The organism is Lentzea sp. NPDC051208, assembly GCF_040682435.1.
Lineage (GTDB): Bacteria > Actinomycetota > Actinomycetes > Mycobacteriales > Pseudonocardiaceae > Lentzea > Lentzea kristufekii.
The window spans coordinates 109,790-126,134 of the sequence record NZ_JBFBAW010000010.1 but is presented as its reverse complement, the minus strand read 5'-3'; the positions used below and the strand labels follow the sequence as shown (position 1 = coordinate 126,134).

General features: G+C 71.0%; 15 protein-coding genes. 12 read left to right on the top strand and 3 right to left on the bottom strand.

Features of this window, described 5'->3' with window-relative positions; genetic code table 11:
- The first annotated feature begins 24 nt into the window (after positions 1 to 24).
- The 12 genes from AB0M48_RS24950 (at position 25) to AB0M48_RS24895 (ending at position 12,260) form a co-directional block, all read left to right on the top strand.
- Complete coding sequence (locus tag AB0M48_RS24950; RefSeq protein ID WP_363846252.1) at positions 25 to 1,515, top strand: PLP-dependent aminotransferase family protein; 1,491 nt, start codon at positions 25 to 27, stop codon at positions 1,513 to 1,515.
- 461 nt (positions 1,516 to 1,976) lie between these two features.
- Complete coding sequence (locus AB0M48_RS24945) at positions 1,977 to 3,659, top strand: AMP-binding protein (protein ID WP_363846250.1); 1,683 nt, start codon at positions 1,977 to 1,979, stop codon at positions 3,657 to 3,659.
- Positions 3,656 to 4,654 (top strand): hypothetical protein, encoded by a 999-nt coding sequence (locus AB0M48_RS24940; RefSeq protein WP_363846247.1) that lies wholly within the window; start codon positions 3,656 to 3,658, stop codon positions 4,652 to 4,654. Before AB0M48_RS24945 ends, AB0M48_RS24940 begins: the two co-directional genes overlap by 4 nt.
- Positions 4,647 to 5,468 carry a tryptophan synthase subunit alpha gene (gene trpA / locus AB0M48_RS24935; RefSeq protein ID WP_363846245.1) on the top strand — a complete coding sequence of 274 codons (822 nt, stop codon included), beginning with the start codon at positions 4,647 to 4,649 and terminating at the stop codon, positions 5,466 to 5,468. The genes AB0M48_RS24940 and trpA overlap by 8 nt, the downstream gene beginning before the upstream one ends.
- Positions 5,465 to 5,839, top strand: coding sequence for an ectoine synthase (locus tag AB0M48_RS24930; protein ID WP_319984573.1), 375 nt, complete (start codon positions 5,465 to 5,467; stop codon positions 5,837 to 5,839). Before trpA ends, AB0M48_RS24930 begins: the two co-directional genes overlap by 4 nt.
- Before the next feature lie 13 nt (positions 5,840 to 5,852).
- Positions 5,853 to 6,995, top strand: a complete 1,143-nt coding sequence (locus AB0M48_RS24925) for an acyl-CoA dehydrogenase family protein (protein WP_363846242.1) — start codon at positions 5,853 to 5,855, stop codon at positions 6,993 to 6,995.
- Between the two features lie 7 nt (positions 6,996 to 7,002).
- Complete coding sequence (locus AB0M48_RS24920; protein ID WP_363846240.1) at positions 7,003 to 7,665, top strand: transglutaminase-like domain-containing protein; 663 nt, start codon at positions 7,003 to 7,005, stop codon at positions 7,663 to 7,665.
- Positions 7,662 to 9,035 carry a TrpB-like pyridoxal phosphate-dependent enzyme gene (locus AB0M48_RS24915; RefSeq protein ID WP_363846238.1) on the top strand — a complete coding sequence of 458 codons (1,374 nt, stop codon included), beginning with the start codon at positions 7,662 to 7,664 and terminating at the stop codon, positions 9,033 to 9,035. Before AB0M48_RS24920 ends, AB0M48_RS24915 begins: the two co-directional genes overlap by 4 nt.
- Entirely contained in the window at positions 9,028 to 9,681 is a 654-nt protein-coding gene (locus AB0M48_RS24910) for a hypothetical protein (protein ID WP_363846236.1), read from the top strand. Before AB0M48_RS24915 ends, AB0M48_RS24910 begins: the two co-directional genes overlap by 8 nt.
- Positions 9,682 to 9,697: 16 nt before the next feature.
- Entirely contained in the window at positions 9,698 to 10,384 is a 687-nt protein-coding gene (locus tag AB0M48_RS24905) for a hypothetical protein (protein WP_363846234.1), read from the top strand.
- A complete protein-coding gene (locus AB0M48_RS24900; protein ID WP_363846232.1) occupies positions 10,381 to 11,700 on the top strand; it encodes a UbiD family decarboxylase in 1,320 nt (439 codons plus the stop codon). Before AB0M48_RS24905 ends, AB0M48_RS24900 begins: the two co-directional genes overlap by 4 nt.
- Positions 11,697 to 12,260, top strand: a complete 564-nt coding sequence (locus AB0M48_RS24895; RefSeq protein ID WP_319984580.1) for a UbiX family flavin prenyltransferase — start codon at positions 11,697 to 11,699, stop codon at positions 12,258 to 12,260. The genes AB0M48_RS24900 and AB0M48_RS24895 overlap by 4 nt, the downstream gene beginning before the upstream one ends.
- Before the next feature lie 19 nt (positions 12,261 to 12,279).
- Here AB0M48_RS24895 and AB0M48_RS24890 read toward each other — a convergent pair whose 3' ends face one another.
- From AB0M48_RS24890 to AB0M48_RS24880, 3 genes are read right to left on the bottom strand one after another with little or no spacing between them, the layout of a single operon-like run.
- Complete coding sequence (locus AB0M48_RS24890; protein WP_363846229.1) at positions 12,280 to 12,957, bottom strand: hypothetical protein; 678 nt, start codon at positions 12,955 to 12,957, stop codon at positions 12,280 to 12,282.
- A 53-nt stretch (positions 12,958 to 13,010) separates the two neighbouring features.
- Positions 13,011 to 14,792 (bottom strand): ABC transporter permease subunit, encoded by a 1,782-nt coding sequence (locus tag AB0M48_RS24885; protein WP_363846227.1) that lies wholly within the window; start codon positions 14,790 to 14,792, stop codon positions 13,011 to 13,013.
- Positions 14,789 to 16,285: an ABC transporter substrate-binding protein gene (locus AB0M48_RS24880; protein WP_363846225.1), complete on the bottom strand. Its 1,497-nt coding sequence runs from the start codon at positions 16,283 to 16,285 to the stop codon at positions 14,789 to 14,791. The genes AB0M48_RS24885 and AB0M48_RS24880 overlap by 4 nt, the downstream gene beginning before the upstream one ends.
- Positions 16,286 to 16,345: the final 60 nt, after the last annotated feature.

The window sequence follows — 16,345 nt, the reverse complement described above, 5'->3', positions numbered from 1 at the left end:
CCACCAGTGCCAATGGAGCGTCAAATGGACCGTTTCCAGGACCCGGCCGAGCTCGTCGAGGTGCTCGGCGACTGGGCGTCGGCCCGCGGCCCGCTCTACCGCAAGCTCTCCGGCGCAATGGCCCGGGCCATGCGCGCCGGCGACGTGCCGCACGGCGAAAGACTGCCGTCGGAACGGGATCTGGCCCGGATGCTCCAGGTCAGCCGGGCGACCGTGGTCGCGGCGTACGACGAGCTGCGCGACAGCGGCATGGTCAGCAGCAAACGGGGCAGCGGCACCAGGGTGACGACCGAGCCGGCGAAGCGCCGGGCCGGTGCGGACGGCCGGGTACCCGGCGGCCGGGCGACGTCGATCTTCCAGCGGCTCGTGGACGGACCGGGCGAGGTGATCTCGCTGGCGTTCGCCGTCGAACCCGCCGCGCCCGAGCTCGCGGACGCGCTGCGGGAGCTGGTCGACGAGGACATGACCAGCCTGCTCGGCGACGTCGGCTACCACCCGCGCGGGTTCCCGCCGTTCCGCAACGCGATTGCTGCCTATTACCGGAACCTATGTGTGCCAACGGTCCCCGACCAGGTTCTGGTGACCACCGGCGCGCAGCAGGCGCTCGGCCTCGTGGCGCAGATGTACCTGCGGCCGGGCTCGACGGTGGTCGTGGAGGCGCCGAGCTGGCCCGGTTGCCTGGACGTCTTCCGCGCGGCCGGTGCCAAGATGATCTCGGTGCCGCTGGACGACGAGGGCATCTCCGCCGACGGCCTCACGCGGGCGTTCGCCGAGCACCAGTCGGCACTGCTCTACGTGATGCCGACCTACCACAACCCGACCGGCACCCTGATGTCCGCGTCCCGCCGCCGGCGCGTCGCCGAGATCGCCGCCCGGTTCGAGGTGCCGGTGCTGGAGGACAACGCGTACACGTCGTTCGACGCCACCTCGGCCGGCGAGGGCTCCGGTCCGCTGCCGCCGATCGCGGGCTACGCACCGGACGGCGCCGAGGTCATCACGGTCGGCTCACTCGCCAAGGCGGTGTGGGGCGGGCTGCGGATGGGCTGGCTGCGCGCTCCCGGCGGGATCATCGAACGGCTCGCGCGCTACAAGGTGCTCGCCGACCTCGCGAGTCCCGTGCTGGACCAGGCCCTCGCCGCCAGGATCCTGCCGCGGCTCGACACCATCGCGGCCGGCCGCGCGCGGGTGCTGCAGGCCCGCCTGGACCAGCTGTGCGAGCTGCTCACGGAGGCGCTGCCCGAGTGGAGCTGGCGGGTACCCGACGGCGGGTCCGCGCTGTGGGTCGAGCTGCCGGACACCGATGCGCGGGTCTTCGCCCAGATCGCTCTCCGTCACGGTGTCGAGGTCGTGCCCGGCGCGGCGGCCGACCCCACCGGCGGCCACGACAACTTCCTGAGACTGCCCTTCACCTTCCCCGAGGAGACGTTGACCGTACTCGTTCGCCGACTCCAGCGGGCATGGCTCGAACTACGCCGTCACGGTCCGGAAAACAGCACACTCGGTCCTTCCGTGTAGTCACTCGACTACGGTTTGTAAACGACACCAAAAGCACTCCGTAGTCGCCCGATCACCATCCATGAACCGGCAGTTTCCCCATTTGCATGCACCATTAAAAGCAATCCATTTCTTGGCACGATCCCAGTCCAAGCTCGGCCGAAAAGAGCAGTGGATCGCCACCAATGTCCATATTGCCCCCGCAACATGGACCAACATAAGGTTGCTCGGGCCGCAGAGCGCAGGGAGGCGCTGCTCGGCCAGACCGCCCGCCCGCTAAGAACTTCGGGACAATTCTTTTGTATCCAGCTTCGACGTGCTAACACTTGAACAGTGTCGCCGCAGCCCGAGGGGGGACTCGGTCGCGAACGACCAGTAGTTGAAAATTGGATTGCGTCGGCACGGCAGCCACATTCCCAATCACCGGGGACGGGCCTGGCCAGGCTGCCCGAAAAACCAGGGGTGTAATTTTCTTGCAGTCGATGGCAGACAATTTCGTGAACATCGCGCACGAGCAGCCGGACGCACCGGCACTCGTCTGGCGCGACCGCACCGTCAGTTACCGCGAGCTGTACCTCGGCGCCCGCCGGGCCCAGGCCAGGATCGCGTGCCTGCCGGACGACGGCACACCGCTCGGCCTGCGGGCGCCGAAGAGCCCGGAGTCGGTCGCACTCGTGCTCGGCTGCCTGCTGGCGCAGCGACGGTTCCTGCTTCCCTCGGCGACCCTCGCCGAACAGACTCTCGCCGAGCTGTTCACCGCGAGCGGCTGCACGACGGTTCTGTCCGAAGTGGACGCTCAGTGGCAGGGTCAGGGAGGCGTCAACACGTTCAGGCCCGACCCGGACCGCGTGACGTTCATGCTGACCACGTCCGGCTCGACCGGCAGGCCCAAGGTCGTGCCGCTCACCGAGGGCGCGGTGGACCGGTTCACCGACTGGGCGGCGGCGCACTTCGGGCTCACCGGAGTGGTGCTGAACTACAGCCCGCTGAACTTCGACCTCTGCCTGCTCGACATCTGGGCGACCCTCAAGCACGGCGGCACGGTCGTGCTGGTCGACCCCGCCCGCGGCACCGACGCGGCACATCTCGCCGATCTCCTGCGGGACAACGAGGTCCAGGTCGTGCAGGCCGTGCCGATGCTGTTCGAGCTGCTGGCCGGCGGACCGCCGCAGCCGCACGTCCGCCAGGTGATCATCACCGGCGACACGATCGCGGCGCGCACCCTGGCCCGGTTGCCCGCGCTGTTCCCGAACGCCCGCATCCACAACCTCTACGGCTGCACCGAGACCAACGACAGCCTCGTGCACGAGCTCGACCCGGCCCGGCTGCCCACCGGTCAGATCCCGCTCGGCACACCGCTGCCGGGCGTGGAGATCAGGGTCGTCACCGAGGACGGGCCGCTGCACGGGCAGGGCACCGGCGAGCTGGAGGTGCGGACCCCCTTCCAGACCACCGGCTACCTCGATTCCGCGCTCGACGCGGACCGGTTCACCGCCGACGGCTTCTACCGGACCGGCGACCTCGTCCGGGCCGGCGCCGACGGCGCGCTGACCCTGCTGGGCCGCAACGACTTCCAGGTGAAGATCCGGGGAGTGCGCACCAACGTCCAGGAGGTCGAACGGGTGCTCCAGGAGCACCCCGAGATCACCGAGGCCGCGGTGGTCGCCGTGCCGGACCCGCTCGCCGGGCACCTGCTGCACGCCGAACTGCGCCGGGCACCGTCGTCCGGGCTGAACACCCTGGTGCTGCGCCAGTTCTGCGCCGAACGGCTGGCAGCCACCTCCATCCCGTCCACCATCCGCATCACCGCCGAACCGTTGCCGAGGACGTCGACGGGCAAGCCGGACCGGCAACTGCTCGTCCGCAGGAACACCAAGGGGAACAAGGACATGGACCACACCCGAGAGATCACGAAGTTCATCGTCGAGGAGTTCGTGCCCGACATCTCGGCAGAGGACCTCGCGGCCGACTACGACCTGCTCGCCGGTGGTGTCATCGACAGCCTCGGCCTGCTGAAGGTCATCGCCTGGCTGGAGGACCGCTTCGAGCTCGCGGTGGACGACATCGACCTCGAGCCCGACAGCTTCCGCACGATCGCCGCGATCAACGCGTTCGTCAACCAGGTGAAGCAGCCGGCCGGAGCACAGCGGGCAGCGGACAGATGACCCACGACCTGCTCGACGCGCTGGTCAACCGCCGCCGCCCCGTCGAGCTCCCGATGTGCCGGTCGTTCTGGGACCGGCTGCACGAACGGCGGGTCGACCGCGCGGAGGCGGCCGCGGTGCTCGCCGCGATGTCCACCACCATGCCGGACCCCGCCGCCGTCACCACGGTCGTCGGATCGCTGCACGAACGCAGACCGGCGCACGGCCACGTGTTTCCCGCCGGGGTGAACATCGTCGGCACCGGCGGCGGGCCCCGCACCGCGAACATCTCGACCGCCGCCGCGTTCGTCGCCACCGCGATGGGCGTGCGGGTGGTGAAGACCGGCTCCCGCGCCAGTTCCGGCGGGGTCGGGTCCATCGACCTCCTGGACCGGCTCGGCATCGGCCTCACCCGGTCCTACGAGGAGACCGGCCACCTGCTGGACCGGTTCGGCATCGCGTTCGCCGGCTACTTCGTCTACCCCACCGAACTGACCAGGCTCGCGCGCACCGTGCTGCCGCTCGACCTGCGCACGATCGGGCGCTGGATCAACACGGTCGGGCCGTTCCTGGCCGACCTCCCGGTGTCCGCCCAGCTCACCGGCGTGTCCGACGCGACGCACCTGCCGGCGCTGCGGGCACTGGCGGCGGCACGACCCGAGAAGCGGATCTGGTTGTGCGCCAACGACCTCGGCGCCGACGAGCTGATCAGCTTCACGGCGAACTCGGTGCACGGGGCCCTGGACCTCCAGGTCCAGCCGGTCGGCGACGGCGACCTGGCCCAGCTGGCCGCACCGGCGGAGGACGACGTCGTCGAGCACTTCCTGGACCTGCTGGCCGGCCGGGGCCCGGCGGCCGCGGTGGACACGGTGTGCCTGAACGCCGCCGCGCTCGCCGTGGCCGCGGGACACGCACCCGATCTCCCGGCCGGGTTCCGGACGGCCCGCGCCGCCGTCGCCGACGGCGCCCCGCGGGCGTTGGCCGAACGAATGCGACGAGTGGTGGCTCATGGCTGAGCTCACTTCCGGGTTCTTCGGCCGCGCACCGGGTCTGGCGCTGTTCCTCAACGCGGGCGATCCGCCGCTGCCCGCGCTGCGCGACGTCGTCACGATGCTCGACGAGCACCGGGTGGACTGCCTGGAGCTCGCGGTGCCGTTCCCGAACTCGTTCACCGACGGCCCGACGGTGCGCCGCTCCGCGGATCGCGCCCTCGCCAGGGGCGTGGACCTGCCCGCGGTGCTCGACTTCCTCTCCGGCGTGGTGCCCGGCCTGCGACACACCAAGATCGCGTTGCTGGCGGACTGGAGCCACACCGTCAAGCCCGCGCCCATCGCCGACTTCGTCGCCAGGATCGCGGACTCGGCGGCGGACGCCCTGTTGTTGCACGGCCTCCCGCCCCGGCTGCGCGAGGACTATTACACGGCCGCGGCCCACCGCGGACTGCCGCTGGTCACCACGTGCTACCCGAACTCCCCCGACGACACGCGGCGGCACTCCGCAGCGCACGCGTCGGCCTATCTCTACCTGGTCGCGCACTACGGCCGCAGCGGCGCACGCCCGCCCGGCGGTTTCGCCGCGCTCGCCGATCCGATCAGCCGGCTGCGGACCGAGACGTCCGCGCCGATCGCGGTCGGGTTCGGCGCCCGCACGCGTGCCGACGTCGTCGCCCTGCACACCGCGGGTGCCGACGCCGTCGTGATCGGCAGCGCGACCGTCGAACAGGTCGAGACGGGCGATCCCGTCGAGAACCTCGCGGGCTTCGTCCGCTCACTCGCACTTCCCCTTGTGCCCACCACCAGCGGAAGCACTGAAGACAAGGAGTGGAAATGATCATCCGAAAGATCGACGACGTCCCGTCGGTGGATTGGGGCAACGGGCTGAGCAGGCGGTTCCTGCTGAACTCCGACAACATGGGCTACACCGTGACGGACACGATCGTCCGCGCCGGCACGAAGTCCCGTCTGGAGTACCGCAACCACCTGGAAGCCTGCTACTGCATCGAGGGACGGGGCGAGGTCATCGACCTCGACGGGGTCGCGCATCCGATCGAGCCGGGCACGCTCTACGCGCTCGACCACAACGACCCGCACTTCCTCGTCGCCGCACCGGACACGGATCTCAGGCTGGTGTGCGTCTTCTCCCCCGCGTTGCGCGGGAACGAGCGGCACAGCCTCGATTCCGCCGAGTTCTCCCACTACTGACCGGAGCGGGTTCGTGATCAACTGGAACTCCGACCAGCTCGCGCTGCGGGCCGGCCTCGCGGCGTGGTCCGCGAGGCTCAGCGAGAACCACGTCGAGCGGGACGCCGAAGGCGGCTTCTCGCACGAGAAGTGGGACCTCGTGCGGGAATGCGGCATTCTGCGGCTGCCCTTCGGCGAGCAGTGGGGTGGGCTCGGGCAGGACCTGCTCACCACCATGTACCTGCTGGAGGCACTCGGGCACGGCTGCCGGGACGGCGGACTCAACTTCGCCATCTCCACGCACATGGTCAGCACCGGCATCCCGTTGCAGCGCTTCGGTTCCGCGTTGCTCAAGGACCGCTACCTGCCCGCGGTCTGCGACGGGACGAGGATCGGCGCCCACGCGATCACCGAACCCGGCGGCGGCTCGGACGCTCTCGCCATGAGCACCCGGGCCGTCCGCGACGGCGACGACTTCGTGCTGACGGGCAGCAAGACCTTCGTCAGCAACGGGCCTGTGGCCGACCTCTTCGTGGTGTACGCCCGCACGCACCCCGACGGCGGACCGCTCGGCACGACCGCGTTCCTCGTCGAACGCGGCACGCCGGGGTTCGCCGTCGGCAACCCGATCCCCAAGATGGGGCTGCGGACGGCGCCACTGGCCGAGCTGTACTTCGACGAGTGCCGGATTCCCGCGACCAACGTGGTCGGTCGCGCCGGCGGCGGCTTCCTGGTGCTCGACTTCGTGATGAAGTGGGAGATCCTCTGCTCGTTCGTGATCAACCTCGGTGAGATGGAACACCGGCTGCAACGGTGCGTCGGTTACGCGGGTGAACGCACCGCCTTCGGCTCGCCGATCGGTTCCTACCAGGCCGTCTCGCATCGCGTCGCGGACATGAAGATCGGCGTCGAGACGACCAGGAAGTGGTTGTACGACACGGCGGTCAAGGTCACTCGCGGCGAGAGCGTCACGACCGACATGGCGATCACGAAGCTCATCGCGAGCGAGCAGAACGTCGCGTCCGCCATGGCCGCGGTGCAGATCTTCGGCGGCAACGGCTACATGGCGGAGTACGGCCTGGAGAAGGACCTCCGCAACGCCGTCGCCGGAACGATCTACTCGGGCACCTCCGAGATCCAACGCAACCGCATCGCCGCGATGCTCGGCCTGAAGTAGGAACACCGTGGAGTTCATCGATCACGACTCGGACGAGGTGCGGGCCTTCGTGGCGCGCACGGTGTCCGCCATTCCTGAGTCGACTGCCAATTCACCGATGGCGCAGGCCGTCGCCCTCTACTACGCGGTCCGGGACAAGATCAGGTACGAGGTGTACGGCGCCGACCTGTCCCGCGAGGGCCTGCGCGCGAGCGCGGTGCTGCGGGGCGGATCGGGCATGTGCATCCACAAGTCGATCGTGTACGCCGCCGCGCTGCGGTCGATCGGCGTACCGGCCCGGCTCGTGCTCACCGACGTCCGCAACCACCTGGCCTCGCCACGGCTGCGGGAGCTCGTCGGCGGCGACGTGTTCCGGTTCCACTGCCTCACATCCGTCCACAACGGACAGAAGTGGGTGCGCGCCACCCCTGTGTTCAACAAGATGCTGTGCCGTCTCTACGGCATCACGCCGCTGGACTTCGACGGCACGGCCGACAGCCTCTACCACCCGTTCGACTCGCGTGGCCGTGAGCACATGGAGTTCCTGCACGTGCACGGCGAGTTCGACGACCTGCCCCACGACCTCGTGCTGGACGGCCTGCGCACCGCACACCCGCGGCTGTTCGACGCCGACGACCGGTTCGCCGCGGGATCCCTGCTCGCCGACGCACACACTGGAGACGTGAGATGACCGACCAGATCAAGTACCTGCTCGACGAGAAGGACATCCCGACCACCTGGTACAACCTGGCCGCCGACCTGCCCGGCCTGCCGCCGTTGCTGCATCCGGGAACCGGGGCGCCGATCACCGTCGACGACCTCACCCCGATCATGCCGGCGACGGTGGCCGAGCAGGAGCTGAGCCGCGAGCGGGAGATCGAGATCCCCGAGCCGGTGCGGCAGATCTACGCGCAGTGGCGGCCGGCGCCGTTGTTCCGCGCTCGCCGGCTGGAGCGCGCTTTGGACACGCCCGCGCGGATCTACTACAAGTACGAGGGCGGCAGTCCTGCGGGCAGCCACAAGCCGAACACCGCGATCGCGCAGGCGTTCTACAACCACGAGGCGGGCATCCGCAAGCTCGCCACCGAGACCGGCGCCGGTCAGTGGGGCTCGTCGCTGTCGCTGGCGGGCGCGCTCTTCGACCTGCAGGTGCAGGTCTACATGGTCAAGGTCAGCTTCCACCAGAAGCCCTACCGCCGGCTGCTGATGGAGACCTACGGCGCGCGGTGCGTGGCGTCGCCGAGCACCGAGACCGAGGCCGGCCGGAAGATCCTCGCCGACGACCCGGACTGCGCGGGCAGCCTCGGCATCGCCACGTCCGAGGCGCTCGAGGTCGCCATGAACGACCCCGAGACCAACTACGCGGGCGGCAGCGTGCTCAACCACGTGCTGCTGCACCAGAGCGTGATCGGCCAGGAGGCGCTGGCGCAGTTCAAGCTGGCTGACGACTACCCCGACGTGGTGATCGGCTGCGCGGGCGGCGGCAGCAACCTCGGCGGCCTCACCTTCCCGTTCATCGGTGAGCGGCTGCGGGGCGGCCAGCCTGTGCGCGTGGTGGCGGCCGAGCCCGCGGCGTGCCCGACGCTGACCCGCGGCAAGCTCGCCTACGACTTCGGTGACACCGCGGGCCTGACCCCGTTGCTGCAGATGCACACGCTGGGCCACACGTTCGTGCCGCCGTCGTTCCACGCGGGAGGCCTGCGCTACCACGGCATGGCGCCGCTGGTGAGCGCGGCGCTGGAGGCGGACCTGCTGGAGGCCGTCGCGGTCGAGCAGACGAAGTGCTTCGCCGCGGGCATCCAGTTCGCGCGGACCGAGGGCATCGTGCCCGCGCCGGAGTCGACGCACGCGATCTCGGTCGCGATCTCGGAGGCGTTGCGCTGCAAGGAGGAGGGTCGTTCCGAGGCGATCCTGTTCGGGCTGTCGGGACACGGCCACTTCGACCTGTCCGCCTACGAGGCGCACCTGACCGGCGCGCTGCGGGACGAGGCGTACTCGCAGGCAGGGCTCGACGCGGCCCTCGCCGCGCTGCCCACCGTGCCCGCGCTGGCCGATGCCTGAGCTGAAGGTCTGCGGTGCGACCAGCACGGCGGACCTCGGGTTGCTCGCCGCGGCGGGTGCCGACCTGGTGGGACTGTGGCACGGGGTTCCCGGTGGCCACGCCGACCTCACCCTCGGCAGGCTCACGTCGCTCGCCGCGGCGGCGCACCTGATCACGCCGGTGCTGGTGACGCTGGCCGCGGACGTGCGGGACGTGCTGGCGGTGTCCGGCATCCGGGTCGTGCAGCTGCACGGCTACCAGCCGCCGGGCACCGTGCGGGCGTTGAAGCAGCTCGACGTGCACGTGATCAAGGTGCTGCACGTGAGCGGGTCGTCCTGCCCGGAGCGGCCGTTGATCCGGGCGTACGAACGGGCCGGGGTCGACTCGTTCCTCGTCGACGCGGTCGGTGCGGACGGGCGGATCGGCAGCACCGCCCGGTCGCTCCCGCCCGCGACGGTGCTGGACCTGGTGGACGCGGTGAGCGTGCCGTTCCTGCTGGCCGGCGGGATCACCGCGGCCAACGCGGATGCGTTCGCCGCGGTCGCCGCCCATCCGCTGTTCCGCGGGGTGGACGTGGACACCGGTGCCCGTGACGCCCTCGGGGCGTTCGACGCGGCGAAGGTGTCCGCGCTGCGGCGCAACTGGACGGAACGAGTGGCCGCGTGAGCACAGGACAGGACACATGAGCGCATTTGTGGACGCGATCACCGGAGCACGGGTGCCGGTGATCGCGGAGGTGAAGCTGCGGGACGCGGCCGGCACGGACCTGCTCGGCGGACGTTCGGTGGCCGAGGTCGTCAGCGCCTACCGCGAGGCGGGCGCGGCGTGCGTGTCGGTGGTGACCGGCCGGTGGTTCGGCGGCAACGCCGAGTTGCTGCGCGAGGTGGCGTCGCTCATCGACGTGCCGTTGCTGCAGAAGGACTTCATCACCTCGCAGGCGCAGCTGCACCAGGCCAGGAAGCTGGGCGCGTCCGCTGTCCTGCTCACCGCGGCGCTGCTCCCGGCGACCACGCTCCCCAGGGTGGTCGACCGGGCGCTGGCACTCGGCCTGACCCCGTTCGTCGAGGTGACCGGCGCCGGCGAGCTCCCGGCCGACGCCTCGGAGTGCGTGATCGCGGTGAACAACAAGGACATCAAGGACCGCGAACGCGGCTCAGCCGACCTCGACCGGGGGCTCGGCCTGCTGCCCGCGGTGCTCGCTTCCGGCACGCCCTGCGCGGTCAGCGCTAGCGGCATCGACACGCCCGAGACCGGCGCCCGGCTGGTCGACGCGGGGTTCGCCGCTCTGCTGGTCGGGACCGGGCTGCTGCGGGCGAGCAGTCCGCGCGCCTGGTTCGACCGGTTCTCGCACGCCAGGGCGGCGGCATGAAGGCGCTCTCGCTGCGCGACGCGGTGGGTGAGTCCGTGCTCACCCACGACGTCGCGCTTCCGGCGGACCGGATCGCCGCCGACTTCGCGGCCCGGTACGCGGGTGTGCCCGCGACCTCGCTGAGCCGCGCCGAACCCACCGTGCGCTACACCGCCACCGGCCACCGCATCCCGGTGCTGCTGGGCATGTACGGCAACGAGGACCGGGTGCGTTCGTGGCTGCCCGGTCTGCCCGAACGGTCCACAGTGGACGCGGTGGCCAAACTGACTTCCGGCAGGGTCGCACCCGAACACGTGACCTCGGTCCCGTGTCAGCAGAAGGTCTCGGCGCTGGCGAACCTGCCGGTGCTGCGCGCCACGCCGCGCGACGCCGGACCGTTCCTGACGATGGGCCTGGTGCACGCGGGCGAAGCGCTGTCCGTGCACCGGATGCTCGTGCTCGACGACTCCCGGCTCGCCATCTGGATGGTGCCCGGCCGTCAGCTCCTGGCGTTGTACCAGCAGTCGGAACGGCTGCCGGTGTCGATCAACATCGGTGTTCCCCCGGCCGCGCTGGTGGCCTCGGCGTTGTCGAGTGCCGTGCTTCCGGCCGGTGCGACCAAGCTGGAGATGGCGGGCGCGCTGGCCGGTGCCCCGATCAGGGTCGCCGACGGCGTCACCCAGCCGGTGCGGGTGCTCGCGGACTCGGAGATCGTGCTGGAGGGCTACCTCGACGGCACGCTCGCCGACGAGCCGCCACCGGTGTCGTTGCCCGAGTTCCTCGGCTACGACGGCGAGTCGCGGGCCGGTCTGCCGGTGATCACCGTGACCGCCGTGACCACCCGGCGCGCCCCGGCCTACCAGGCGGTGATCGGGCCCGGCCGCGAGCAGTCGGTGATCCTCGGTCTCGCCGGCGCGCTGTCGGTCGCGCTGTCGGGCACCGACGACGACTGGCGGCTGATCGACGACCTGCACTTCACCCCGGCGGGCGGCGGCATGCTCACGCTCGCCGTCGCGATCCGCAAGACGTCGTCCACTTCGGACGAACGGCTCGCGCACATCGCCCGGCGGATCTTCGGGCAGCACCGGTTCGTCAAGCTGGTCGTGTTCACCGACCCCGACGTGGACCTGCGCAACCCCGAGGACCTGTGGTGGGCCGTGACGACCCGCTCGAACCTCGGCACGGACCGCACGACGTTCGACGGCTTCCGCGCGTTGCCGATGGATCCGTCGCAGGCGGCGGACTGGCGCGGCGGACGCGGTGGCACGACCCGCACGTTCATCGACGCCACCACGCCGTTCGAGCTGTCCGCCACGACCTGCCGGAGCTTCCGTTGAGACTCGTCGTCGGGATCACCGGCGCGACCGGCACGATCATCGGGGTGCGGTTGCTGGAAGCGTTGCGGGAACTGGAGGTCGAGAGCCACCTGGTGCTCAGCCGCTGGGGCCGCGCGACGCTGGAGATGGAAACCGACTTCACGGCCGCCGACGTCCGTGCGCTCGCCTCGGTCTCGTACGGTCCCGGCGACGCGTCCGCGGCGATCGCGAGCGGTTCGTTCCGCACCGACGGCATGATCGTCGTGCCGTGCAGCATGAAGACGCTCGCGGCGGTGCGCACCGGCTACGGCGACGGGCTGATCCCGCGCGCCGCCGACGTGACCCTGAAGGAACGGCGCAAGCTCGTGCTGGTGCCCCGCGAGCTGCCGCTCTCGGAGATCCACCTCGAGAACATGCTGGCGCTGACCAGGATGGGCGCCGTGATCGCGCCGCCCGTGCCCGCGTTCTACACCCGCCCGGCCTCGATCGACGAGATCATCACGCACATCGTCGCGCGGGTGCTCGACCAGTTCGGCCTCGACCTGCCGGGAGTGCCGCGGTGGACCGGCCCGCCGGACTGACGCCGCAACCGTGACGAGGTCAGTCCGACAGCGATGCCTTGATCACTCTGACCTCTCCGGAGGGCAGGGCGACCTGGGCGGACGCGTAGCGCTGGTAGTCGCTGCCGAGGTTGCCGGCGGCCTGGATCACGGTGGCGGACCAGGGGGCGGTGCGCCGGGTGCAGGACGGGTCGCAGAGGTCGCGGGTCTTGTGGTCGTCGGTGCCGTCCGAGACGATGCCGACCCGCACCCACCGCGGCTCCACCCCGTTGCCGGCGGACGGCGTGACCGTCAGCTTGGCACGCTCCTGGTAGTGGTCCCGGTAGGCGCGTTCATGGCGGTGGACGCAGAGCTTGCCGGCGGTGGCCTGGACCGGAATCCACACCGAGGTCCACTCGGAGGTCTGCGGAGCGCAGCCGCCCGGGCAGATCTGGTTCGTGCCGTCCGAGCTCCAGGTGTAGGTGGTCGGCTGCAACGAGTGGCCCTCGGCGGGGGTGACGATGACCCTGGCGCGGTGACCGCTGATCGAACCGGTGTCGGTGACGCGCTTCTGCCCCTGCGCGCAGACCGAACCGGCGATCGCGCCGCCGAGGCCGATGACGGTCGCGCAGTTCTTGTCGAAGGCCTGCCAGGTGGCCGCGGCCTGGGCGGCTGGGACGCCCCCGACGACCGCGGCCGTGACGCCGAGAGCGAGTACGGCCGTTCTGGACTTCCACAAAGGACTTGTCCTTCTGTTCGAGCCGCTGGTCCGGCTGAGGCGGCCCCGAACCATCAGCGCCCCGCGCCGGACGATGTGGGTCGTCCAACCGGTTGACGGCGCCGGAGATCGTGTGCTCGGGCGGAAGCCAGAGCGGACAACGACATCGCGACTACGGCGACGAGCAGCAGCATCACCGCGGGGCTCAGTGCCGCCAACGGCGCGCGTTCGATGTAAGGCAGTGACTCCGCGAGCATCAGGCCCCACTCCGGAGCGGGCGGCTGGGCTCCGAGGCCGAGGAAGCCCAGTGAGGCCAGCGCCAGCGCGATGCCGGGCAGCCGCAGGACGGCGTTGCGCGCGACGGGTCCGGCGACGGCCGGGAGCACGTGGCGCAGCTCGATCCGGGACGGTGACGCGCCCAGCGCACGATGGGCCTTCACGTAGGTGGCCGCGCGAGTTTGTTCCACCAGGGCGGCGGCGTGTGCGGCGAGGGGGGGCCACGAGACCAGTGCGACGGCCAGCGAGGCGCCGAACGTGCCGGGGCCCAGCACCGCGGCCACGAGGATGCCCGCGATCACGGGCGGTACCGCGTTCGCCGCCTCCGCCAGGCCGCGGGCGACGTTCGGCAGGAAGCCGATGGCCAGGGCGAGCACGTACGAACAGGCGCAGACGGCGACGGCCACACCGATCGTCGCCGGTGCGCCGTGGGCGACCCGTGCCAGGACGTCGCGGCCGAGTCCGTCCGTGCCCAGCGGATGTGCCCAGGCCGGTGACGCCAGCCGGGCCGCGGCGTCGATCCGCAGAGGATCCCGCAGCAGACCCCACCCGATCACCACCGCCATCAGCACGGCGGCCCCCAGGGGAATGGCGACGTGCAGTCTGTTCGGCACCCACCGCGTGTGCGGGGGCAACGACAGCGCTGCATCCCTCAGCGCGGGCCCCAGCATGCGTCGCCGGACCACACCGACGACCGCTCCGGCCAGCAGGCCCAGCAGAAGCAGTGCGAGCACGCTTCCCTGCAGCATCGGCACGTCCTGCGCTCGGGCCGCCCCCAGCGCCGAGCGCCCGATGCCGGGCACCGCGAAGACCACCTCCACCGCCACGGCACCGCCGGTCAGACCGACCACCACCAGCCCTGCCTGAGGCAGCAACGGCGGCAAAGCACGCCGGAGCACTCCGCGGACGAGAACCGAGCGGGTGCACCCCCACGACCTCCACACCGCCACCCACGGTTCCTGGAAGACCGCCGGAATCGCGTCGTTGAGCAGCGTGCCCAGCACGGCGCCCCCGGGGATGCCGAGGGCGAGAGCAGGCAGCACGAGGTGAAGTGGACCGTCCCAGCCGTACGGGGGAAACCAGCCCAGCCACACCGACAGGGTCACCAGCAGCACCGCGGCCAGCAGGAACTCGGGCAGCGCGGCCAGTGCGGCGCCCGCACCTCCGGTGGTCGCGGCCGCATCGCCACGGGCGCCTCGCAGCAGGGTCGGCAGGCACAGGGCCGCGGACACCACGAGCACCACGACCAGCGCCGCGCCCATCAGCGTGAGTGAGACGCCGAGACCGGACAGGACGCTCGGCAGCACCTCGGCGCCGTTGATCCACGACCGGCCGAGGTCGCCTCGCAGCAGCCCGGACACCCAGCGCGTGAGCATGCTGACGGGACCGGCGTCGAGGCCGAGCTGCCGGCGGACCGCGTCCAGGGCCTCCCGTGTCGGCTCCTGCTCCGCCGACAGCGCCCGCAGGACCGACAGCGCCGGATCACGCCCGGACAGCCAGGGCAGGAGTCCCACCACGGCGGTGATCAGCGCGAGCGCACCGCACCGGGAAGCCAGGACCCGCAACGACTCCGTCCTCACTTCACGTGCGTGGCGGAGGTGATGAGCGCGCGTTCCCGCGGGTCCTTCACCGAGCCGGCGACCGACGTGGCGTCGCCCTGGATCACGCGCTCGTGCAGCATCGGGATGGCGGCGTCGGTCCGCAGCACGGCCGCCTCGGCTTCGAGGATCGCCGCACGACGCTGGTCGCCGGCTTCGGCGCCCTCGGCCTTGCGCACGGCCTGCTCGACGTTCTCGTCGCACAGCCGCGCGATGTTGAACGAACCGCCGCAGGTGAAGTCCGACTTCAGGTAGGCGACGGGGTCACCGGAGTCGAGGACGGTCGCCCTGGAGAGGATGAACGCGTCGAACTTGCCCGCCAGCATGTCCTGCTCGATGTGGGCGTACTCGCGCACGACCTGGTTCACCTTGAACCCGGCGTCTTGGAGCTGTTGCTGCACAAGAGAAGCGACCTCGGGCAGCTCGGCGCGGTCGGTGAAGGTCGCCAGCGTGATAGTGGCGCCGTTCGCTCGGCCGGCGGTGAGGCGGTCGGTCAGCTCTTTCCTGGCCTGAACCGTCCACGGCAGTGCCGGCCCGAGCAGTCCCTTGGCGACGTCGGCGCGGTTCTCGTAGACGGTGCCGACGATCTGGCCGCGGTCGATCGTCTCCCGGACCGCGGCACGCAGCGCGGGATCCGCGAACGGTCCGGACTTGGTGTTGAGGTACAGCGTGTTGGTGCGCGGCATCGGCACCTCGCTGATGGTCTGCGCGTCGAGCAGCGCGGCCTGCGACACCGGGACCGCCTCGGCGATGTGCGCCTCGCCGCTGCGGATCGCCGCCGCGCGCGCAGTGCCGTCCGGCACGAACGACACGTCGATGCCCGCGGCCTTCGCCTTGTCACCCCAGTAGCCGTCGAAACGGTCGAGGGTGGCGCTGGTGGTGCCGTTGACCCGCACGAGCCGGAACGGCCCGCTGCCGGTGCCCACCGGGGTGGCCTTGCCGTCCGCCGCGTACGCGCTCTCGGCCAGAATGGACAGTTGGGGTGACGACAAGCGCTGCGGCAGCAAGGGATCCGGCGTGCCCGTCGTGACGACGAGTTTGTCACCCTGCACGGCCGCGGTCAGTGCGACGCCGTCGAGGATGCGCGGCTTCGGCACCGCCTTCGCCGACCTGGTGAGGGTGTTCACGGCGACCGCGGCCGTCAGGACGGTGCCGTCGTGGAAGCTCACCCCCGGCCGGACGGTGAACTCCCAGGCGGTGTCCGAGGTGCGCCGCCACTCGGTGGCGAGCCCCGGACGGGCGTCGCCGTTGCCGTCCAGCGTCACCAGCGTCTCGGCGGTGGACCAGCGGGACAGCTTGAACGCGTCGTCGCTGAACGGCGACAGGCCGGACCGCGGCGGCTGCATCATGGCCAGCTTGATCCGGTGCTCTCCGGACGGACCGGCCGTCTGCCCGGCCCCGGTGGCGAAGCACCCGGCGAGGAGGACCGAGACGGCGGACAGTCCGACGGCGGCCAGCGGCGCGCGGAGGTGCATGTGAGCTTCCTGTCGTCATGAGAGCGTGAACAGCGGCGACGCTAGCTCATGACAATCATT

What these genes read in the sequence shown, in the direction of transcription:
- AB0M48_RS24950 (WP_363846252.1), top strand. Translation starts at nt 25, where the DNA reads ATGGACCGTTTCCAGGACCCGGCCGAGCTCGTCGAGGTGCTCGGCGAC.
- AB0M48_RS24945 (WP_363846250.1), top strand. Translation starts at nt 1,977, where the DNA reads ATGGCAGACAATTTCGTGAACATCGCGCACGAGCAGCCGGACGCACCG.
- AB0M48_RS24940 (WP_363846247.1), top strand. Translation starts at nt 3,656, where the DNA reads ATGACCCACGACCTGCTCGACGCGCTGGTCAACCGCCGCCGCCCCGTC.
- trpA (WP_363846245.1), top strand. Translation starts at nt 4,647, where the DNA reads ATGGCTGAGCTCACTTCCGGGTTCTTCGGCCGCGCACCGGGTCTGGCG.
- AB0M48_RS24930 (WP_319984573.1), top strand. Translation starts at nt 5,465, where the DNA reads ATGATCATCCGAAAGATCGACGACGTCCCGTCGGTGGATTGGGGCAAC.
- AB0M48_RS24915 (WP_363846238.1), top strand. Translation starts at nt 7,662, where the DNA reads ATGACCGACCAGATCAAGTACCTGCTCGACGAGAAGGACATCCCGACC.
- AB0M48_RS24910 (WP_363846236.1), top strand. Translation starts at nt 9,028, where the DNA reads ATGCCTGAGCTGAAGGTCTGCGGTGCGACCAGCACGGCGGACCTCGGG.
- AB0M48_RS24905 (WP_363846234.1), top strand. Translation starts at nt 9,698, where the DNA reads ATGAGCGCATTTGTGGACGCGATCACCGGAGCACGGGTGCCGGTGATC.
- AB0M48_RS24900 (WP_363846232.1), top strand. Translation starts at nt 10,381, where the DNA reads ATGAAGGCGCTCTCGCTGCGCGACGCGGTGGGTGAGTCCGTGCTCACC.
- AB0M48_RS24880 (WP_363846225.1), bottom strand. Translation starts at nt 16,285, where the DNA reads ATGCACCTCCGCGCGCCGCTGGCCGCCGTCGGACTGTCCGCCGTCTCG.